17 protein-coding genes and 2 tRNA genes are annotated in these 20,768 nt (G+C 70.5%); 6 read left to right on the top strand and 13 right to left on the bottom strand.

Annotated elements, in window-relative coordinates; translation table 11 throughout:
- On the bottom strand, window positions 1-1,452 hold the full coding sequence (locus QOL88_RS26180) for a catalase (RefSeq protein WP_097223191.1): 1,452 nt from the start codon (window positions 1,450-1,452) through the stop codon (window positions 1-3).
- Between the two features lie 162 nt (window positions 1,453-1,614).
- On the opposite strand from QOL88_RS26180, the gene QOL88_RS26175 reads away from it, so the two are divergent.
- Window positions 1,615-2,031: a Fur family transcriptional regulator gene (locus tag QOL88_RS26175; protein WP_031110441.1), complete on the top strand. Its 417-nt coding sequence runs from the start codon at window positions 1,615-1,617 to the stop codon at window positions 2,029-2,031.
- A 126-nt stretch (window positions 2,032-2,157) separates the two neighbouring features.
- Here the strand turns inward: QOL88_RS26175 and QOL88_RS26170 are convergent.
- From QOL88_RS26170 to QOL88_RS26155, 4 genes are all read right to left on the bottom strand, one after another.
- Window positions 2,158-2,231: transfer RNA gene (locus QOL88_RS26170), tRNA-Met, on the bottom strand.
- A 92-nt stretch (window positions 2,232-2,323) separates the two neighbouring features.
- Entirely contained in the window at window positions 2,324-4,147 is a 1,824-nt protein-coding gene (locus QOL88_RS26165) for a tetratricopeptide repeat protein (protein WP_179878964.1), read from the bottom strand.
- 234 nt (window positions 4,148-4,381) lie between these two features.
- A tRNA-Met gene (locus QOL88_RS26160) sits at window positions 4,382-4,455 on the bottom strand.
- A gap of 57 nt (window positions 4,456-4,512) precedes the next feature.
- A complete protein-coding gene (locus QOL88_RS26155) occupies window positions 4,513-7,449 on the bottom strand; it encodes a UPF0182 family membrane protein (protein ID WP_097223190.1) in 2,937 nt (978 codons plus the stop codon).
- 163 nt (window positions 7,450-7,612) lie between these two features.
- On the opposite strand from QOL88_RS26155, the gene QOL88_RS26150 reads away from it, so the two are divergent.
- Window positions 7,613-8,155, top strand: coding sequence for a PPA1309 family protein (locus QOL88_RS26150; protein ID WP_179878963.1), 543 nt, complete (start codon window positions 7,613-7,615; stop codon window positions 8,153-8,155).
- 110 nt (window positions 8,156-8,265) lie between these two features.
- On the opposite strand, the gene QOL88_RS26145 is transcribed toward QOL88_RS26150, so the two are convergent.
- The 4 genes from QOL88_RS26145 to QOL88_RS26130 all read right to left on the bottom strand — a co-directional run bounded on the left by QOL88_RS26145 (window position 8,266) and on the right by QOL88_RS26130 (window position 11,563).
- Entirely contained in the window at window positions 8,266-9,357 is a 1,092-nt protein-coding gene (locus QOL88_RS26145; protein ID WP_097220205.1) for a YlbL family protein, read from the bottom strand.
- A gap of 102 nt (window positions 9,358-9,459) precedes the next feature.
- Window positions 9,460-9,591 carry a hypothetical protein gene (locus tag QOL88_RS26140; RefSeq protein ID WP_257028112.1) on the bottom strand — a complete coding sequence of 44 codons (132 nt, stop codon included), beginning with the start codon at window positions 9,589-9,591 and terminating at the stop codon, window positions 9,460-9,462.
- Between the two features lie 257 nt (window positions 9,592-9,848).
- Window positions 9,849-10,307: a molybdenum cofactor biosynthesis protein MoaE gene (locus tag QOL88_RS26135; protein ID WP_097220203.1), complete on the bottom strand. Its 459-nt coding sequence runs from the start codon at window positions 10,305-10,307 to the stop codon at window positions 9,849-9,851.
- A gap of 134 nt (window positions 10,308-10,441) precedes the next feature.
- Entirely contained in the window at window positions 10,442-11,563 is a 1,122-nt protein-coding gene (locus QOL88_RS26130; RefSeq protein ID WP_097220200.1) for an SDR family oxidoreductase, read from the bottom strand.
- A 192-nt stretch (window positions 11,564-11,755) separates the two neighbouring features.
- Here QOL88_RS26130 and QOL88_RS26125 point away from each other — a divergent pair, with 192 nt between their 5' ends.
- Window positions 11,756-13,222 (top strand): zinc-dependent metalloprotease, encoded by a 1,467-nt coding sequence (locus QOL88_RS26125; protein WP_097220198.1) that lies wholly within the window; start codon window positions 11,756-11,758, stop codon window positions 13,220-13,222.
- Window positions 13,219-13,746 carry an NUDIX hydrolase gene (locus QOL88_RS26120; RefSeq protein WP_097220196.1) on the top strand — a complete coding sequence of 176 codons (528 nt, stop codon included), beginning with the start codon at window positions 13,219-13,221 and terminating at the stop codon, window positions 13,744-13,746. Before QOL88_RS26125 ends, QOL88_RS26120 begins: the two co-directional genes overlap by 4 nt.
- 169 nt (window positions 13,747-13,915) lie before the next feature.
- On the opposite strand, the gene QOL88_RS26115 is transcribed toward QOL88_RS26120, so the two are convergent.
- The 4 genes from QOL88_RS26115 to QOL88_RS26100 form a co-directional block, all read right to left on the bottom strand.
- Complete coding sequence (locus QOL88_RS26115; RefSeq protein ID WP_097220195.1) at window positions 13,916-14,671, bottom strand: AIM24 family protein; 756 nt, start codon at window positions 14,669-14,671, stop codon at window positions 13,916-13,918.
- A 16-nt stretch (window positions 14,672-14,687) separates the two neighbouring features.
- Window positions 14,688-15,368, bottom strand: coding sequence for an AIM24 family protein (locus QOL88_RS26110; RefSeq protein ID WP_031112077.1), 681 nt, complete (start codon window positions 15,366-15,368; stop codon window positions 14,688-14,690).
- 11 nt (window positions 15,369-15,379) lie between these two features.
- Window positions 15,380-17,086: a TerD family protein gene (locus QOL88_RS26105; RefSeq protein WP_097220193.1), complete on the bottom strand. Its 1,707-nt coding sequence runs from the start codon at window positions 17,084-17,086 to the stop codon at window positions 15,380-15,382.
- A gap of 141 nt (window positions 17,087-17,227) precedes the next feature.
- A complete protein-coding gene (locus QOL88_RS26100; RefSeq protein WP_097220191.1) occupies window positions 17,228-17,836 on the bottom strand; it encodes a M48 metallopeptidase family protein in 609 nt (202 codons plus the stop codon).
- A 354-nt stretch (window positions 17,837-18,190) separates the two neighbouring features.
- Here QOL88_RS26100 and QOL88_RS26095 point away from each other — a divergent pair, with 354 nt between their 5' ends.
- Window positions 18,191-19,405 (top strand): ThiF family adenylyltransferase, encoded by a 1,215-nt coding sequence (locus tag QOL88_RS26095; RefSeq protein ID WP_097220188.1) that lies wholly within the window; start codon window positions 18,191-18,193, stop codon window positions 19,403-19,405.
- Complete coding sequence (locus tag QOL88_RS26090) at window positions 19,398-20,765, top strand: ABC1 kinase family protein (RefSeq protein WP_097220186.1); 1,368 nt, start codon at window positions 19,398-19,400, stop codon at window positions 20,763-20,765. Before QOL88_RS26095 ends, QOL88_RS26090 begins: the two co-directional genes overlap by 8 nt.
- Window positions 20,766-20,768 lie beyond the last annotated feature (3 nt).

Genomic DNA, 20,768 nt, shown 5'->3' with positions numbered 1-20,768 from the left:
TCAGCCGCGCAGGGCCTGGACCGCGACCTCCAGCCGCTTGCCGTAGTCTCCGTCGGCCCGACGGAAGTTGTCGATCGCCCGCTCGACGATGTCGTCGCGCGAGACCTTGGCGATGAAGCCGGCCAGGTTGGCGACCAGGCGCTCCTTCTCGTCCTCGCTCATCAGACGGTAGAGATCGCCCGCCTGCACGAAGTCGTCGTCCTCGGCGTGCACCGGAGCGGGGTGGTTGCCCGTCGCGCCGCTCACGGCCGTGGCGGACCACAGCGGACGGTCCGTCTGGGACGGGCCGCCGAAGCTGTTCGGCTCGTAGTTCTTCGCACCCGCGTGCCGGCCGTCGTAGAGGTACCCGTCCCGGGAGTTGGTGCGCGCCACGGTGGCGTGCGGCCGGTTCACCGGCAGGTGGTCGGCGTTGATGCCGACCCGGTATCGGTGGGCGTCGCCGTAGGCGAAGAGACGGCCCTGAAGCATCTTGTCCGGGGAGGGGCCGATGCCCGGCACGAAGTGGGCGGGGCTGAAGATCGACTGCTCGACCTCGGCGAAGACGTTCTCCGGGTTGCGATTGAGCTCCAGCCTGCCGATCTCGACGACCGGGTAGTCCGCGTGCGGCCAGACCTTCGTCAGGTCGAACGGGTTGAAGCGGTAGGTCGCCGCCTCGGCCACCGGCATGATCTGCACGCCGACGGTCCAGGTCGGGTACTCACCGCGCTCGATGGACCGGCGAAGGTCACGCTGGTGGGAGTCGGGGTCCTCGCCGGCGAGCCGGGCCGCCGCCTCGGCCGTCAGGTTCTTGATCCCCTGGTCCGTCTTGAAGTGGTACTTCACCCAGAAGGCCTCGCCGGCCTCGTTGCTCCACTGGAAGGTGTGCGAGCCGAAGCCGTCCATGTGGCGGTACGAGGCGGGGATACCGCGGTCACCGAACAGCCAGGTCACCTGGTGCGTGGACTCGGGCGACAGGCTCCAGAAGTCCCAGACGTTGTCCGCCTCCGTGGAGCCCGTGTAGGGGTCGCGCTTCTGGGTGTGGATGAAGTCCGGGAACTTGACGGCGTCCTTGATGAAGAACACCGGGGTGTTGTTGCCGACGAGGTCGTAGTTGCCCTCCTCGGTGTAGAACTTCAGCGCGAAGCCACGCGGGTCGCGGACCGCGTCCGCCGCCCCCAAATTGCCCGCCACCGTCGAGAAGCGCAGGAAGACCTCGGTCTGCTTGCCGATCCCGGAGAGGAAGGCGGCCTGCGTGTACGGGGTGACGTCGGCGGTCACCGTGAAGGTGCCGTACGCACCCGCGCCGCGGGCGTGGACGACACGCTCCGGGATGCGCTCACGGTTGAAATGGGCCAGCTTCTCCAGCAGCAGCTGGTCCTGGACGAGCACCGGGCCGCCGACGCCGGCGGTCTCGCTGTTCTGGTTGTCGGCGACCGGAGCCCCGGCCTCCGTCGTAAGCGGTCCCTGCGTCACGTGCGCCTCCTGCACCGTTCCTGACCAGTCCTGTCCACCGGCCAAAGCCGTTCTCGATCCTACAATAGACAATGTCTAAAGCAAGTGAGACTCTAAGACGAGTGGAACTCTAAACTCACACCTGTTCGGGACCTGGTCCCCTTAGCTGTTAGGCTGGTGGCCATGAGTGACCTTCTGGAACGCCTGCGCGGACGCGGATGGCGAATGACCGCGCAGCGGCGCGTCGTGGCCGAGGTCCTCGACGGCGAACACGTCCATCTGACGGCCGACGAGGTCCATGCCCGGGCCGTCGCCAAGCTGCCCGAGATCTCCCGGGCGACCGTGTACAACACGCTGGGTGAGCTCGTGACCCTCGGCGAGGTGCTGGAGGTCTCCACCGACCAGCGCGCCAAGCGGTACGACCCGAACGCCCACCAGCCGCACCACCACCTGGTCTGCGCCCAGTGCGGCGCGATCCGGGACGTCCACCCGGTCGGCAACCCACTGGCGGACCTCCCCGACACCGAGCGCTTCGGCTTCACGGTCTCGGACGTCGAGGTGACCTACCGCGGCGTCTGCCCGAACTGCGCGGCCGCCTAGCCCCCCACGAACGCGCGAGAGCCCCGGCACTGATGGGTGCCGGGGCTCTCTGCTGCCATGCTGCATGACGCCGCCGCAAAACACCGAGGGCCGGAACCCTTTCGGATTCCGGCCCTCGGCCTTCAGTAGCGGGGACAGGATTTGAACCTGCGACCTCTGGGTTATGAGCCCAGCGAGCTACCGAGCTGCTCCACCCCGCGTCGTTGAATGCAACGTTACGTCACCGCGGAGGGCGGATGCAAATCCATTGCCCGGCTGCACCCCGGCCCCACCCACAACACGCCCCACCACCTCACGCGGACAGCTCCTGCCGCAGCGCGTCCCTCAGCCGCTCCGCCCGCTCGGTGACGGACGCCGGCCCCAGCGACACGGCCCGGTCGGCCCACCGCTGGCCCTCCGCCAGCTCACCCCGACGCGCGTAGACCAGGGCCAGCCGCAACGCCGCCCGCCCGTGCCCCGCGTCGGCGGCGCGCGTCCACCAGACCGCAGCCTCGGGCTCGCTCCCCTCCCGGGCCAGCAGCAGCCCGAGATTGAACGCGCCGTTGCGGGACCCGGCCTCGGCCGCCTCCCGGTACCAGCGAGCCGCCTCGACGACGTCGCCCCGGGCCGCCGCCAGCATGCCGACCCGCACCTGCGCCCGCCGATGCCCCTGGGAGGCCGCCCGCTCGTACCACTCCTCGCACTCGCTCCGCCGGTGCACCGGCTCCCCGAGCTCGTGCGCGGGCTCCGGCGGCCGCCGTGCGTCGAGCACGGTCGCCAGCCGGTACGCGGCCTCGGCGCTCCCGCCCCCGGCCGCACACCGCAGATGCCGCTCGGCCTCCTGCTCGTCGCCGTCCCGCAGCCTCGCCATGCCGACCTGGAGCGCCGCCTCGGTGTGTCCGGCGGCAGCGGCCCGCTCGTACCAGCGCAGCGCGGCCTGCTCCTCGCCCCGCCCGGCGTGCAGGATGCCGAGGTTGAAGGCGGCGTCCACGCTCCCGGCCTCCGCGGCCTTGGAGAACCACGGCTCCGCGCCCGTCTCGTCGCCGCCCCGCAGCAGCAGGATCGCCAGCGCGTTGGCGGCCTCCCGGTGCCCGGCGTAGGCCGCGCGCCGGTACCACTGCTCGGCCTGCGGGGTGCGCCCCTGCTCGGCGCAGAGCAGACCGAGGTTGTACGCGCCGTTCACGTCGCCCGCGTCCATCGCGGCGCGGTACCACCGCTCGGCGGTCTGGGTCTCGCCCCGCTCGGCGTGCAGCGCGCCCAGCGCGTTCGCCGCGTTGCCGTCGCCGTCCTGAGCGGCCCGCAGCCACCACACGGCGGCGTTCTCGGTGTCGCCCGCGTCGCGCAGCAGGAAGCCGAGCGCGCAGGCGGCCCGCGCCTCGCCGTCCTTGGCGGACGTCAGGTACCAGCGCCCGGCCTCCTTGAGCTCGCCGCGCCGCTCCAGGATCGTCCCGAGGTGCAGCGCGGCCCGCCGGTGACCGCGCGCGGCGGCCTGGCGGTACCACTGCTCGGCCTCCTCGGACGCCTGGACACCGTTGTCATCGTCGGCTTCCCGCGTCGTCCTGCGGTCCAGCGTCCGCGCCAGCCGGTACGCCGCCTCCCGGTGACCGCGCTCGGCCGCGACCCGCATCCACTGCTCGGCCGCGGCGTCCCCGCGGTGCTCCAGCAGGTCGGCGAGCGCGTAGGCGCCCAGCGTGTGCCCCTGCTCGGCGGACTGGCGCAGCCAGTACTCGGCGGCAGGCTCGTCACCGCGCTCGCGGTGGTGCCGGCCGAGGGCGTGCGCGGCCGCCGTGGATCCGGCGACGGCGGCGATCCGCCACCATCCGGCGGCCTCGTCGGCGTACCCCCGCTGGTGAAGGAGGACTCCCAGGTTGTTGGCCGCCGCCCGGTCGCCCGCGGCGGTGGCGGCACGCAGATGAGGCTCGGCACCGTCGAGATCGCCACGGCGCAGCAGCATGGCCCCGAGGACACTCATCGCTTCGACATCGCCGGCCTCGGCGGCCAGCCGCTGACGCAGCTCCTCGGCCGCCTCGTCGGCGATCTCCCCGGTCTCGTCCGGGGTCTCGGTGTCCTCCCGGCTGGAAGGCTGCACAAAACGCCCTGTCTCGAACAGAGTTGCCTTGTCCCCCATAACGTCCATCGTCGCACCACCTGCAACCTGGGTACACCTCGTATACCGCAGCCAGTGAGGTCACTTCAGCGTTTTGTCGACATGCCCACAGAGAGACAAGTCAAACACAGATCGGCCAACTCCCCCCGGCGGCGCGGCCACAGCCTGCGCCAGCACATGCGTTCACACATCACGAAGGCCCGGATTCCTGTGTGGAATCCGGGCCTTCAGTGTCGCTCTGTCACTCGGACATTGCGATTTCAGTAGCGGGGACAGGATTTGAACCTGCGACCTCTGGGTTATGAGCCCAGCGAGCTACCGAGCTGCTCCACCCCGCGCCGTTGTGTTCACAACCGTATCACGGCGCGGGGTGGGCATCTGACCAGGCCAGGGCCCTAGCTGCTCGGCTTCGGGCTGGGGCTGCCGCTCGCCTTGTCGCCGGGCTTGCTCTCGCCGCCCCCGGCGCCGCCCGTGCGGCTCGCCTCGGACTGCGCGTCCTCGGCCCGCCGCAGGGCGTCCTCGAGGTCGTTCTGAGCCTTGCCGTACGCCTCCCAGTCGTTCTTCTTCAGGGCCTCCTGGCCCGCGTCGAACGCCTTCTGGGCGTCCTCCAGGGCCTGTTGGACCGTCGGGTTGTCGGACGTCGGCGGTGGCGTCGTGTCGCCCTCGTCCGGTGGCTCGGTGGTCGGGCCGTCCGCTCCGAAGACCTTGTTGAGGGCCTCGTCGAGGGTGTTCTCGAAGGCGGTCTGGCCTCCGTAGGTGACCAGCACCTTGCGCAGCAGCGGGTACTTCAGTCCGCCACCGCGTACGTAGACCGGCTCCACGTACAGCAGTCCGCCGTCGAGCGGCACCGTCAGCAGGTTGCCGTACTCGACCTCGGAGTCGCCGCCTCTCAGGAGCCTGATGGACTCGGCGATGTCCTCTTGCGAGTTGAACTGGCTCTGGACCTGCTTGGGTCCGTTGACCGTGGTGTTCGTCGGCAGTTTCAGGATTCTGATCTTGCCGTAGTCACTGGTGCCCGCCTCCGCGTCGACCGCCATGAACGCACTGAGGTTGTCCCGGCCGTTGGGCGTGAGGGTCGTCGTCAGCGAGAAGGCCTGCGCCTTCTGGTCGGGCATCTTCATGCTCAGGTAGTACGGCGGCACCGCACTGCCCGACCGGTTCGTCGGGTCGTCCGGCACCTGCCACACCTCGCTGCCACTGAGGAACGTCGTGGCGTCCTTCACGTGGTAGCGGGTGAGCAGTTCCCGCTGGACCTTGAACAGGTCCTGCGGGTAGCGCAGGTGGTCCATCAGGTCCTTGGAGATGTCGCTCTTGGGCTCCACCGTGTTCGGGAAGGCCTTCATCCAGGTCTTCAGAACCGGGTCCTTGGTGTCCCACTGGTAGAGCTTGACCTCGCCGGTGTACGCGTCGACGGTCGCCTTCACCGAGTTGCGGATGTAGTTGACCTGGTTCTGCTGGGCGACCACCGCGCGGTTGTCGTTGGTGGCGGTCAGCGAGTCGGCCGTCGTGTCACCGAGGGTCGTGCGCGAGGAGTACGGGTATCCGTTGGTCGTCGTGTACGCGTCGACGATCCACTGGATCCGGTGGTTCACCACCGCCGGGTAGGCGTCGCCGTCGATGGTCAGCCAGGGGGCGACGGCCTCGACGCGCTCCTTGGGCGTGCGGTTGTACAGGATCCGCGAACCGTCGCCGATGGCACCGGAGTACAGGATCTGCGGTTCGCCGAACGCCACCGCGTACGCGGCCCGGTTGACCGGGTTGGAGAGGTTGACCCCGCTGTCGCCCTTGTAGCTGGTGGTCTTCTCACCGTTGTCGTCGGAGTAGTCGATCTCCTTCTGGGGACCGCCGACGATCGAGTACGTGGTGGTCTTCTCGCCGTAGTAGACCCGCTGTTCGTACGTGCCGAGGTCGCCCTCGGACGGGAGGTCGGACTCCGTGAAGTTCGGCCGGCCCTGGGCGTCGGCGCTGGTGCCCTCGGCGGCGACCACTCCGTATCCGTGGGTGTAACGGAAGTGGTTGTTGATCCAGTTCTTCTTCGGGATGCCCGCGAGGTTCAGCTCACGCAGACCGATGACCGTGTCCTGGTCCTTGCCGTCCTTGGCGTAACGGTCCACGTCCAGGTTGTCCGGGAACGCGTAGTAGTTCCTGATCTGCTGGAGCTGCTGGAACGTCGGCGAGACGATGTTCGGGTCCATGATCCGGATGCTCGCCGTGGAGGGAACGTCGTCGCGCAGAGTCGACTTGTCCTCGGTCTTGCTCGTGCCCAAGTAGTCGGTGACCTTCGTGCCGTCGATGCCGTACGCCTGGCGCGTGGCCTCGAGGTTCTTCTCGACGTACGGCGCTTCCTTCGCCTGCTCGTTCGGCTGGACCTGGAACTTCTGCACGATGGCCGGGTAGAGACCGCCGATGAGGATCGCGGAGAGCACCATCAAGCCGAAGCCGATCACGGGCAGCTGCCAGGTGCGCCGCCAGATGGTGGCGAAGAACAGCAGTGCGCAGATGACGGCGATGCAGAACAGGATGGTCTTCGCCGGCAGGTAGGCGTTGGCGTCGACGTACCTCAGGCCCGTCCAGTTGTCGGTCGCCCTGAAGTCGCTGGACTTCACCGCGAGTCCGTAGCGGTCGAGCCAGTACGCCACCGCCTTGAGGGCCACGAAGATGCCGATGAGCACCGACAGGTGCCCGGTGGCCGCGGCCGTGGCGCGGGCGCCGGGGCTGGTGACGCGCAGGCCGCCGTACAGGTAGTGCGTGAGCGCGGCGGCGATCACGGACAGGATCGCGGCGGCGAAGCCGAAGCCGAGCAGGAACCGGTACCAGGGCAGATCGAAGGCGTAGAAGGAGACGTCCAGCTTGAACTGGGGGTCCTTCTGGCCGAAGGGCACGCCGTTGACCCACATCAGCCATGTGCGCCACTGGCCGGAGGCGGAGGCTCCGGCGATCAGGCCCACCAGGGCGGTGATCCCGAACAGCAGCCACTTCTTGTAGGGCGCGATGCCCATCCGGTAGCGGTCGAGGTTCTGCTGCTCCATCGACATGGCGCTCAGCGGCGGCCGCAGCCGGTGCGCCAGCCAGATGTTGAAGCCGACGGCGAGGGCCATGAGCACGCCGAAGACGAAGAAGAGCCCGATCTTGGTCCACAGGGTGGTGGTGAAGACCGAGGAGTAGTTCACCGAGCGGTACCAGAGCCAGTCCGTCCAAAAGCCCGCGAACATGGTGAACGCCATGCCGAGAACGGCCAGGACGCCCAGCGTCATGAGCAGGGTCCGGACACGCCGGGACGGGCGGCCCACTCTGATCCGCGGCCCCGAAGGGCCTCCGCCGCGGTCCGGCATCTGGAAAGCCAAGGTGCGCACCTCGAAGTTCGCTGTTGATTCGTCAGGTCCGCGTCTTCACGGACCGTGCGTGGCCCCCGTGATCGTGGGCCCCCACCTATGCAACTTACTCACCGTTTACTCGGTTCCCGATTCCGGTCAGGAACGAGAGAGGATTGTGACCATGTCCAACACTCCCATGGCTGCCAACCCGCTCACCCGGGCCGTTCTCGAGATCGACGAGTACGTCTCCGGCCTCGGCTGGGACCAGCCAGCCCGCCTTTTCGCCCTCGTCGACACCGCACGGCTGAGGGCCGAACAGCCCTCGCTCGCGGACCGGCTCGGCCTGGGGGACGCGCCGGAGAATTCCGGCCTCACCCCGATCGAGCAGGATGAAGTTCCAACGGGCAAGCCGCTCGACGAGTTCCTCGCCACCATCGCCTGGCCCGACGCGGTGGTCGGCTGCGCCCTCGCCGTGGAGCGTCTGATGCTGCCGCCGTCCGCGGAGGCCCAGGTTCCCAAGGGCCTGAGCGAGGCCGCGCTCACGAAGTGGGTGGCGGAACACCCGGACCGCCAGGAGGTCCGCATGACGGTCGCGGTCCTGCGCGACGGCACGCGCGAGTCGGCCCTGCGGCTGCGCGAGAAGGACTCCCCGACCGAGGTTCTGACCGGTTCCGACCTGGTCCCGGGCCTGGCGGAGGCGCTGGCGGCGACGTTCGAGGAGTAGCCCCTGACGACTGTGGGGTCCGGCTTTCCGGGCCCCTGGTCCCTTGGGCCGCTGGGCCGCTGGGCCGCTGGGCCGCTGGGCCGCTAACGCCCTGGTGCCTCGGTCCCGGCCTACTTACCGCACTTCGGCAGATCCGCGGTGTCGCCGCTGCGGATGTCCTTGAGAGCGCCGAGGGCGTCCTTGATGGTGCCCACCTTGACCAGGGTGAGGCCGTCGGGGGTGTCCTTGGCGGCGGCCGCGCAGTTGTCGGCGGGCGTCAGGAAGTACTGCGCGCCCTTGGCCCGCGCGCCCACGGTCTTCATCTCGATGCCGCCGATCGGCCCGACCTTGCCGGCGTCGTCGATCGTGCCGGTGCCGGCCACGAACCTGCCACCGGTCAGGCTGCCCGGGGTGAGCTTGTCGTAGATGCCGAGCGCGAACATCAGCCCGGCGCTCGGTCCGCCGACGTCGGCGAGCTTGATGTCGATGGTGAACGGGAACGTGTGGTCGGTTCCCGCGGAGATCCCCACGATGGCCCGCTTCTCACCGGTGTCGTCGGACGTCGTGGTGGTCATCGTGATGTCCTGCGTCTTGGTTGGCGTCCGCTTCTCCTTCTCCGCGGCGACCTGCTCCTTGGCCGGCACGATCGTGAAGCGGACCTCCTGGCCCGGCTTGTGCTTCGTGACGAGCTTCGCGACGTCGGCCGGCTCCTTCACCGCCGTACCGTCGACGGCCTTGATCACGTCCCCCGCGTGCAGCTTGCCCTCCGCCGGGGACCCCTTGACGACCGTCGAGACGATCACCCAGGACTTCACCGGAACGTCCAGCTGCTTCAGGGCGGCGACCTTGGCGCTCTCCTGGGACTGGCTGAACTCCTCGGCGTTCTCCTGGGTGGACTGCTCCTCGGTCTTGCCGTCCGGGTAGAGCGTCTCGTGCGGGACGACCTTGTTGTCGTGCGCGAGCCAGCCGTAGACGGCCTCGACCAGGTTCATCCGGTAGTCGGCGCTCGTGACCCGAACCGTGGTCATGTTCAGGTGGCCACTGGTCGCGTACGTCTTCTTGTCCGCGATCTGCAGCACCGGCTCACCGTCGTGATCGCCCAGAGTGTTCACCGTCGGCCCCGGGGACATCTCCGCGTAGGGCACGGGAATGAACACTCCCGCGCACAGGAGCGCGATCAGCATCAGGGTGGAGGCGAGCATCGTCGCGGTGCGGCGTGGCATGACTCGACAGTACGGGACGGTCCTGTCAGCGCACCGTCAGGGCCGCCCGTCCGGGGCGACCCTGAGCTCCACCACGCTTGTGACCTGCTGTTTCCTGGCCCGTCAGGCACCGGGCCGGGGCTTCTCCATGGCCTCCCGGAAGCGGGCGTAGCCGATGAGCTCCGGGCCGTCGTTGCGGGCCTTGCGGGTCCGGTTGGCCCAACTGCCCCAGAGCCCCGCGCCGATGGCAGCCACAAGCGGAATCAGCAACCAGGCGAGCGCCGCCATGCCGACCTCCAACCCCTTTGAGCATCCGCAACTGACTGATCAGCAGATTAACGATCCGCAGTGACAACGCTCACGCCGGGGGTGCGGTTACGCAACCGGAAGAAGGCCCCCGAGATCAGCAGGCGCCGACCCGCCCTCCCGTCACCCGACCACCACCCCTCAACGACAGCGCTACGCGCCGACCCGCCCTCCCGTCACCCGACCACCACCCCTCAACGACAGCGCTACGCGCCGACCCATTCATTGGTTCCGTCGGAGAACTTCTGGTGCTTCCAGATGGGCACCTCGTGCTTGAGGTCGTCGATCAGCTTCCGGCAGGCCTCGAAGGCCTCCCCGCGATGCGGGCAGGAGACGGCGACGACCACGGCGAGATCCCCGACCCGGAGGTCCCCCACGCGGTGCACGGCCGCCAAGGCCCGCACCGGGAACTCGGCGGTGACCTTCTCGGCGATCCGCCGCATCTCGGCCTCGGCGCTGGGGTGGCACGAATACCCCAGTTCGTCGACGTCGGCACCCCCGTCGTGGTTGCGCACGGTTCCCACGAAGAGCGCAATGCCGCCGGCGGCGTCGTCCCCGACGGCCCGGAACACCTCGTCCAGGGAGAGGGCCGAGTCCCGGATCCCAATCAGCTTGATCGGGTCGTGCGCGGCCTGCTCACCGGGGTGATCGTTCGTGGTTGCCATGTGTCCATCGTGCCGCACGCGACCGACAGCGCGGAATAGAGTTATCGACCGGCACGCGCGCGTACGCGTTTGGAGTCTCCTACAGCGGCCTCCTGCTTCGGCCCCTGCATGGGTGGCCCCTGCATGGCCGTCCCTCAGATCCGCCGCCGGGCCTTCCGCGCCCGCCGCACCACCGCCGCCGCGCCCAGCAGCGCCACCGTCGCACCCGCGGCACCCGCGGCCGTGGCGTCCTTGCGGCCCAGCCGCCGTCCGGCGACCGTGTGCCGGCCGGACACCTCCTCCAGGAGTTCCGCCAGCACCTCCTCGTTGGTGTGCTGCGGCCGCCACCCGGCGTCGTGCAGCCGGCTGCCGCTCACCACCCAGGGGTACATCGTGTACGCCAGGTCCCCGGCCGGGGACGGCGTGAGCCCGATCCGGTGCAGGCGCGCCGCCGCCCCCAGGGCCACCGCCGACGGCAGCTCCATGCGCCGGATCCCGCTGAGCTCCTCGACCTCCTCCTGCTCCAGCCAGCCGTCGCACCCGACGGTCAGTTCCCCGTCGACCTTCTCCAGGACGGCGTACTCCAGCGCGCTGCACAGGTCCTCGACGTGGCAGAACTGCCACGCGGGCCGCGACGCGGCGACGACGAGGAGCCGGGGAGACTCGAAGTACCTGGTCAGCGCGGTGTCCGTGCCGCCGACCAGCACGGCCGGCCGGACCACGGTGACATTGAGCCCCGGGTGCGCCCGGGGCGCCCGGCGCGCCAGCCGTTCGATCTCCAGCAGGTCGCCGACTCCGGTCGCCTCCGCCGTGGCGCGCAGCTCGGCGTCCTCGGACAGCGGCAGCTCGTTGTCGGGCAGCGCCCCGTAGACCATCGCCGAGGTGCAGAGCACGACCCGGTGCACTCCGGCCGCCGCGGCAGCCGTCAGGACGGTCTGCGTCCCTCGTACGTTGTAGGCCGTTCGGGCGGCTGCGTCGGTCTCAAGGTCGAGATCCAGCGCCAGGTGCACCACCACGTCGGCCCCGCGCAGCTTGTCGGCGATGGCCGGATCCCGTACGTCCAGGATGTGCCACTGCGCCGCCGTGCACTCGCCGCGCCGCTCGTCGATGGCGAGGACCTGCTTGACCTCGTCGGATGCGGCGAGCTGCTCCGTGAGCAGGGCTCCTACACCGTACGCGGCGCCGGTCACCGCTACGACGGGTCCGCGCGCCGCGGGACTCGCGGAACTGGTTGACTGGTTTCGCGCTGCGCGAACCTGCGGATCTGGGGAACTCACCGGGCGTCTCCAGCGGTTGTCTTCAGTACGAGCGCGTCCGACGCGTGCGTACCAGGTGGCATCCATCCTGCCGCAGGCCGTCAGTCGGCGAAGCACCGAGGCCCGATCCGCCCCAGGTGTCTACGCTGGGTGGTGTTGTCGGGCAGCCGTGCCGCCGGAAAGAACCGGCGGCCCTACCAGCCGAGGAATCCCGTGAGTGACACCCCATTCGGATTCGGCCTTCCGCCGGAGGAGCCGGACGACGGCGACGAGGGCAAGAAGAAGGACCAGCAGAGCGGTGGTGGTCAGGGACCGGCCAACCCGTTCGGTTTTGGCGGCCTGCCCGGAGCCGGAGGCTTCGGCGAAGGCCCCGGTGGCCCCGGCGGCCCCGGTGCGGACAATCCGTTCGCAGCCATGTTCGGGTCGCTGAACCCCACCGACCTGGGCGCCGCGTTCCAGCAGCTGGGCCAGATGCTCTCCTACGAGGGCGGCCCGGTGAACTGGGACATGGCCAAGCAGATCGCCCGCCAGACGGTCTCCCAAGGCAGCCCTGACGGCACCAAGGACGCCAGCGTCGGCCCCGCCGACCGCAAGGGCGTCGAGGAAGCCGTCCGCCTGGCCGACCTGTGGCTCGACGATGCCACGTCGCTGCCCTCCGGCGCCGCCTCCGCGGTGGCCTGGAGCCGCGCGGAGTGGGTCGAGGCGACCCTGCCCGCCTGGAAGGAGCTCGTCGACCCGGTCGCCGAGCGCGTCGGCACCGCCATGGGCGACGTCCTGCCGGAAGAGATGCAGGCCATGGCCGGCCCGCTGATCGGCATGATGCGCTCGATGGGCGGCGCCATGTTCGGCACGCAGATCGGTCAGGCGGTCGGCGTGCTCGCGGGCGAGGTCGTCGGCTCGTCCGACATCGGTCTGCCGCTCGCTCCGGCCGGCAAGGCCGCGCTGCTGCCGGTGAACATCGAGACGTTCGGCAAGGACCTCAGCGTTCCCCAGGAGGAGGTGCGGCTGTATCTCGCCCTACGCGAGGCCGCCCACCAGCGCCTCTTCGCGCACGTGCCGTGGCTGCGCTCGCATCTGTTCGGCGCGGTCGACGGGTACGCCCGCGGGATCAAGGTCGACACGGCCAAGCTCGAGGACGTGGTCGGCCAGTTCGACCCGCAGAACCCCGAGCAGCTGCAGGAAGCCCTCCAGCAGGGCATGTTCCAGCCGGAGGACACGCCCGAGCAGAAGGCCGCCCTGGCCCGCCTGGAGACGGCTCTGGCGCTCGTGGAGGGCTGGGTGGACGCGGTGGTCCACGCCGCCGCGAAACCCCGCCTGGCATCCGCCGACGCCCTGCGCGAGACGCTGCGCCGCCGCCGCGCCTCGGGCGGTCCTGCCGAGCAGACGTTCGCCACGCTGATCGGCCTGGAGCTGCGCCCGCGCCGTCTGCGGGACGCCTCCCGTCTGTGGGCCTCGCTCACGGACGCCCGCGGTGTCGACGGCCGGGACGCCCTGTGGCACCACCCGGACATGCTGCCCACGGCGACCGACCTGGACGACCCGGACGGCTTCGTGCACCGCGAGCAGATCGATTTCTCCGAGCTGGACAAGATGCTCGGCGAGGCGGCGGACAAGCCCGACCTGAAGAAGAAGGACGAGGGCGGGGCCGACGACGAGAGCAAGGACGACGACGCCGGGTGAGCCTGTACGACGACGCGGTCCTCGTACTGAAGGGGTACGAGGACCAGACGGAGCTGCGCCAGGCCTATCTGGACCACCTGACGGAGCACCCCGACGGCCTGTGGAAGGCCTGCCACGCGGGTCACATCACGGCGAGCGCCCTGGTGATCGACCCCGAGGGCGACCGGGTGCTGCTGACCCTGCACAGGAAGCTGCGGATGTGGCTGCAGATGGGCGGCCACTGCGAGCCCGGCGACGCCTCCCTGGCGGACGCGGCGCTGCGTGAGGCGACGGAGGAGTCCGGCGTCCCGGGCCTCTCCCTGCTGACCGGCGGCCCGGTGCGCCTGGACCGGCATCCGATCCCGCCGCCATGCCACTGCCACTTCGACGTCCAGTACGCGGTCGTGGCGCCCCCGGACGCCGCGCACGCGATCAGTGACGAGTCGCTCGACGTGCGCTGGTTCGGGTACGACGAGGTGGCCGAGGTGGCGGACGAGTCGGTCGCGCAGTTGCTGGCGGCGACTCGCGCGAGGCTCGGGGCCTGAACATCGGTAAGGGGCGACCGCTCTTGCGGCCGCCCCTTACATGTCGATCCTGGCGGGCGAGGCGCGCCCCGTCAGGGGCACGGGGATCCGCGCGAGCGAGCCCGGACGGCCCGCGGCCTGAACGAGACCGCACAGCCCCGAACCCGAATAGGCCGAACCCGCGGAGCGCTCAGCTCCAGACGTTGCCCTGGTTCTGCCCCCGCGCTCCCTGCTGGCCCATGCCGTACTGCGCGGCGAGGCCCGAGCCGATCTGGGCGTTCTGCGGCGGCAGCAGTTCACTCGGCTGGACGAGCGCGAAGCCAGTGCCCATGAAGCTCAGCTCCCAGCCCTCGCCGGTGCTGCCGCGCCGCCGCCACACCCCGGAGGAGTGCGTCTGGGCCTGCATCTGCACCCGCAGGCTCGTCGACCAGGCGACGATCGCGTCGGCGTCGCAGTTGACGTACTTGTCGGGCGTCACCTGCAGCGCCAGCGGCATGCCGGAGGTCATCAGGGCGACCTTGCCCCGGCCGGTGATGTTGAGCTGGTACTTCCCGGAGCCGGAGATGCCGTACAGGCTGTCCACGGCGATGACCTCGTGGTGCAGAGAGGAGTCCATCGCCAGTACGTAGCTGCTGTCGACGGTGAGGCCGTCCTGGTCCACCTCCATGACGTGGACGTGCTGCTTGAGGTTGGCGAGGTAGACCGTGCCCTGCCCGTGGCAGCGCATCAGGTCCAGGCCCTCTCCGGTCTGCGCACGCGCGCGTGACTGCTGGTTGCTCTGGAACTCGGCGTCGAACTCGACGAGACCCTGGTAGGCGACCATCGTGCCCTTGCGGGCCAGGATGTCGTCGTGGCCCTCCAGGGCGACGCGCAGCATCTGCTTGTTCTGCAGGCTCCAGCGTTCCTGGGTCTGCTGCTCGTTGTAGGCGAAAATCGGGCTCTGCATGGCGTGTGGCTCCCCCTCAGCCCCGGACCCGGAGGCGGTCGGTGCTGTCCTCGCTGGGCTGGACGACGACGATGCCCTGACCGGAGAAGGCCATCTGGTAGGCCTCGCCGCTGCCGCGGCCGATCAGCGACTGGGCCCGGAAACTGCGCTTGCCCTTCACCTTGAGGTTCGGGGACCAGGCGACGAGCGCGTCGGGGTCGACGTACGTCTCGTCCTCGCCGCCTCCGCAGTCGACGACGATGGGCTTGCCCCGGGAGGTCAGCGCGACCCAGCCCTGCCCGGAGATCTTGGTGTTCCACAGTCCCTGCCCGGCGAACTTCGCCAGGCCCTTGACCCGCTCCACGCCCCACGTGAGGTGGGCGTCGAAGGCGAGCAGGTTGGTGGCGTTGACGGAGATGCCGTCGCCGTTGAGGTTGATCACGACGACGTTCGCCCCGTAGTCGGCCAGGTAGAGCAGGCCGTCGCCGGAGCACTTCATCAAGGGCGCGCCCTCGCCGGTCATCCAGTCCTTGGCGATCTGGCGCACGGCCGGCGGGTTCGGCTCGTACTGGACGAACCCTTCGTAGGCGACCATCGACCCCACGCGCGCGAGGAGGTCGTTTCCGGTCTGCATGGCGACCTTCAGCATGTGGTTGCCGTGGTTCTCCATGCGGGCGGTGACGGGTGCGGGAGCGTGGCCCGCGAGCTGCTGTGTCATGACGGGCTCCCTCAGACCTCGTACGGCTGGACGACGATGAAATTGCCGGGCGCTCCCCGGAACTGGAGGTTCACGCTCTCCCCCGTGTCACCGGGGTAGGCGTTGCGGCGCATCCGCACCTGGCTGGAGACGACGACCTGGGCGGCCGCCGACCAGGCGACCACGGCGTTGCAGTCGGCGAACGTGGTCGGCGTGACGGGCAGCACCACGGGAGTGCCGTGTGTCTTCACGACGATGGTGCCGGTGCCCTGGAACTGCATGGTGAACAGTGCGCCGCCGGGGATGCCGTGGCCCTCGATGCGGCGGACCTCGTAGGTGAGGCTCTCGTCGAACGCGAGGACGTTCTCGGCGGAGACGCAGACGGCGTCGCCCTGCAACTCCAGGGGGTGCAGCATGGTCGAGTTCTCGGCGAGGAACACCTGTCCCTGGCCAGTGCAGCGCATCAGCTGCATCTCCTGGCCGGTCGCGTTGCCCACGATCCGGCCGGCGAACCCGGCACCCTTGTAGCTGAAGTCGACCTTGCCCTGGTAGAGCACCATGCTGCCCTGTCGGGCCAGCACCGGCTGTCCGCCGATGCCGAGGTCGACGCGGACGAGCTTCTTGTTCTGCTGCGTCCAGCGCTGCCCCGTGGGGGTCTCCTTGAACTGCTGGAGCGCGCCGGACACACCGGGGCCCTGGGGAGCACCTTGAGGGGCACCCTGTGGGACGCCCTGCGGGGCTCCGTAGGGGGCCTGCCCGAACGGGGGCTGCTGCTGTCCGTAGCCGGGGGGCGGGGTGGGCTGGCCGTAGCCGGGCGGCGGGGCCGGGGCTTGGGGCGCCTGAGGCTGGCCGTAACCGGGAGGCGGCGGGGCCGTCTGGCCGGGGACCTGGCCGTACTGCGGCGGCTGCTGGCCCGGCTGGCCGTACGGCGCGGGCGCCGGGGCCGGAGGCGGCACCTGAGAGCCACCCGGCGGAGTGTGCAACGGCGCGACGATGGTCGGGGCGGCGTGCACCTGGGGCGCGGGCGCCGGGGCGGGAGGCTGGGTGGAGCCGGGCGGGGGCGCGAAGCCCTGGGCGGCCGGCTGGGGCGCGGGCGCCGGAGGCGCAGCTGGGGCGGGGGCCGGAGTGCCCGGAACGCCGAACGCGGGCGGGGCGAAGCCCGGGGCCGCTCCCGCCTGCGGCTGCTGCGGGGCGGGCGCGGGCGTCTCCTCCTCGGCCACCTCACCGCCGAAGTTCTTCAGCAGCGCGTCCAGACCACCGTCGAAGCCCTGCCCGACGGCCGCGAACCGCCAGACGTCCTTCAGATAGAAGTCGCCCAGCATCACGGCCCGTTCGGTGGAGAACTCCGAGCCGTTGAAGGAGTAGCGCGCCACCTCCTCGCCGCCCGCGACGATGCGGATGTAGCCGGAGGCGATCTGCGACATCTGGCCGGCGCCGTCGATCGTCGCCGTGAAGGACAGCTTCTGGATCTGCGACGGGATCCGGTCGAGCGTCACGCGGAAGGACTCCGTGTCGCCCGCCTGGGCGCCCAGGAGCTGAATGGACTCCTCGGGGGACTTCGGCTGGTTGAAGAAGACGAAGTACCGGTCGTCCGAGAGCCGTTCATCGGCGTCGAGGCCGAAGCAGCTGATGTCGAAGCTCAGTCCGGGGCCGGCGATCTGTACACCTACGTACAGATCCGTGCCCGCGGTGAGGTCACTGATCCTGGCCTTGTGGCCGCGTTGGAATTCCCTGGCCATGCGTAACGACCGTCCCCCATCCGAACGTGATTGCGTCGCGCCAGGCTAACGGCAAACTCGGACACCGGACGAGGCCGGTACAGAGCCGGTACAGAACGGCCGCTCGGTGGTATCGGCTGTTCGCTCGCGGAAAGCGGCCGGTCACCCCGCCGGATTCTCGCCCCGCGCGCCGGGCACGTGGGGCAACCGCTCGGCGGCGACCACGCCTTCGAGGTATCCCCGGGCCCGCTCGGTGCGCGGATAGGCCGTGAGGAGTTCCCAGAAGCGTGGTCCGTGTCCAGGGACGAGCAGATGGGCGAGTTCGTGGAGGAGGACGTAGTCGACGACGTACTCGGGCATGCCCTGGAGGCGGTGCGAGAGGCGGATGCTGCCCTCGGCGGGGGTGCAGGATCCCCAGCGCGTGTTCTGGTTGGTCACCCAGCGCACCGACGCGGGCCGGGCCCGTCCGCCGAAGTACTGCTCCGACAGGCGCCGGGCCCGCTCGGCCAGCTCGGCGTCGCCGAGGGCCCGCTTGCTCTCCTGGGCGGCCAGCTTGTCGAGCATGACGTTCACCCAGCGCTGCTCCTCCGCCTCGGACATGCGGGCGGGGATGAGCACCACGGTGCGATCGCCCTCGCGGTACGCGGAGACCGTTCTGCGTCGGCGGGCGCTCCTGCGGACCTCGATCGCGCTCGCCCCCGAGCCGCTCGGCGGCTGGCTCGTCGTGCTGCGGTGTGGCGTTCCGGCGCGGTGCAGTGGGTCGGCGGGCACGCCCCGACGTTACCCGCTGCACACGGGGAAGTCCCGACTCCGGGACGGTTCGGTGCCGCCACCCCCACCGGCCGCCGGATTTGTACGACGAATACCCACGCCTGTGGACAACTTTCGGCAGCCGGCGGCGGGGTTGGGCATGCTGGATCCCGTCGGCGAAGCGATGGCGGGGTCGGTCCGGGACCAGGGGCCGGCCGTTTCCGCGCCCGGGTTCGGCCTGCGCCGGGCACGCCCGTGCCCGGGTCGGGGCTGGGCAGGGGCCCTGCTTGCGACCGGCCTCGGCATGACCTGCCCGGGCCCGCATCCTCGCTCCGCCGACATACGGGGACGATCTACGGCATACGGGGGCCTGTCATGCATCCGATGGTGAAACCCGCGCTCAGGCGCGGCTGGCGCGACCTCAACACCGTGCAGTTCGGGATGACACCGGCGCATGCGATGGCTCTCGGCCCGATGGACCTGGCGACGGGCAGCTTCCTCGACCTGCTGAACGGCACGCGGGGGCTGGAGCTCCTGCGCGAGGAGGGACGCCGCATGGACCTGCCCGACGGTCATGTCGACGGGCTGGTGCGGGGGCTCGCCCGGGCCGGGCTGCTGGACGACGCCCGGGGCGGCGGGCCGGCCGCCGACGCCCTGCGGAAGAAGAAGGAGGTCCTCGACCGGCTGCGCCCCGACCTGGCCTCCCTGTCCCTGACGACCTCGGCCCCCGGGGACGCGATCGGGCAGCTGGCGGCCCGGCGCTCGCAGCGCGTGCAGGTGCGGGGCGCGGGCCGGGTGGGTGCCGTGCTGGCCTCGCTCCTGGCCGGGGCCGGCGTGGGCGAGGTGGACGTGCTCGACGGTGGCCGTGTGGAGCCGTGGGACGTCGCGCCGGGCGGCCTTCCCGCGGAGTCCGTCGGCGACCGCAGGGACGAGTCGGCCCGCCGTGCCGTGCGCCGGGCGGCCCCGGACCGGCCGCGGCGCCGCGCGACGGCTCAGGCATCCCCAGGGGCGGGAGACCCGGGATTCTCGCTGGTGATCATCGCCCCGCGGGACGATGTCGCCGTGCACGCGCCGGACCCGGTCGCCGCCGAGCCGCTGATGGCTTCCGGGACACCCCATCTGTACGGCGGTGTCGTGGAGGGCACCGGCGTGGTCGGCCCTCTCGTGCTGCCCGGGGAGACGAGCTGCGCGGGGTGTCTGCAGGAGGGCCGAACCGACCGGGACCCGGCCTGGCCGCGCCTGGTCGCCCAGTGGCGCTCCGGCAGGCAGCGGCAGGTCAGGCCCTGCGATCTGACGCTGGCCACGACCGTGGCCGGCCTGGCGGCCGCCCACGCACTCGCCTTTCTGGACGGCCAAGTCCCCTCCAGTGCGGGGTCACGCTGGGAGGTCTCCGTCCCCGGTCTCCGCTGGCATGCGCGGTCGATCCGGGCGCATCCGGAATGCCCGTGCGCGGCGGTGGAGAGAGGAAAAGGGGAGCACGTCTCGGAGGACGGGGAGTCGCACGAGACAATGGCGGTGCAACGGCCGTCGGAGCAGTGCCGTGAGGCAGAGGCGGAGCGGCCGGCTGGGACTTGGAGGGCGCATGTCTGATCTTCCCCGGAAGGCGGTTACCCGGACCGCCAAGCTCGCCGCGCTCCCGCTCGGCATCGCCGGGCGGGCGACCTGGGGATTCGGAAAGCGGATCGTCGGTGAATCCGCCGAGCTCGTCGGCCGTGAACTCCAACAGCGCACGGCTGACCAACTGTTCAAGGTGCTCGGTGAGCTCAAGGGCGGGGCGATGAAGTTCGGCCAGGCCCTGTCCGTCTTCGAGTCCGCGCTCCCCGAGGAGGTGGCCGGCCCCTACCGGGCCGCGCTGACCAAGCTCCAGGAGGCCGCGCCGCCCATGCCGACCCGTACCGTGCACGCGGTGCTGGAGGAGCGGCTCGGCGAGGGCTGGCACGAGCTGTTCCTGGAGTTCGAGGACAAGCCCGCAGCGGCGGCCTCGATCGGCCAGGTCCACAGGGGGGTGTGGCACGACGGCCGCGAGATCGCGGTCAAGGTGCAGTACCCGGGCGCCGGTGAAGCGCTGCTGTCGGATCTGAACCAGCTGAGCCGCTTCTCCCGGCTGCTCGGTCCGCTGATCCCCGGCATGGACATCAAGCCGCTGATCGCGGAGCTGAAGGACCGCGTCTCGGAGGAGCTGGACTACGGTCTGGAGGCCCAGGCCCAGCAGGTCCACGCGGAGGAGTTCACGGACGACCCGGACGTGGTCGTGCCGCAGGTGGTTCACCAGTCCGACCAGGTCCTGGTCACCGAGTGGATGGACGGCATCCCGCTGTCGGAGATCATCTCGGACGGCACCCAGGAGCAGCGCGACCGTGCCGGTCAGCTCCTGGCCCGTTTCCTTTTCTCCGGCCCCGCCCGCACGGGGCTGCTGCACGCCGACCCCCACCCGGGCAACTTCCGGCTCCTGCCCGGCGGCCCGGAGGGCGAGGACGACTGGCGCCTCGGCGTCCTGGACTTCGGCACGGTCGACCGGCTCCCCGGCGGCCTGCCCGCCACCATCGGTGAGTCCCTGCGAATGACCCTCGACGGGGAGGCCGAGGCGGTCTACGAGCTGCTGCGCGTGGAAGGGTTCGTCAAGGAGACGATAGAGCTGGACCCGGACGCCGTCATGGACTACCTGCTGCCGATCATCGAGCCGGCCCAGGTCGAGGAGTTCACCTTCACCCGGGGCTGGATGCGCAGCCAGGCGGCCCGGGTCGCCGACCCCCGCTCCCCCGCCTACCAGCTCGGCAAGCAGCTCAACCTGCCCCCGTCCTATCTGCTGATCCACCGGGTGACGCTGAGCACCATCGGGGTGCTGTGCCAGCTCGGGGCGACAGTGCGACTGCGCGAGGAGCTCGAGGAGTGGTTGCCGGGGTTCGTCCCGGAGGACCCCGCGGACGGCGAGGAGGCGGCGGAGGCGTGAGTC

This window comes from Streptomyces sp. Ag82_O1-12 (genome assembly GCF_900182715.1).
GTDB classification, from domain to species: domain Bacteria; phylum Actinomycetota; class Actinomycetes; order Streptomycetales; family Streptomycetaceae; genus Streptomyces; species Streptomyces massasporeus.
The sequence above is the reverse complement of the archived record's forward strand: the minus strand, read 5'-3'. Positions and strand labels throughout refer to the sequence as shown.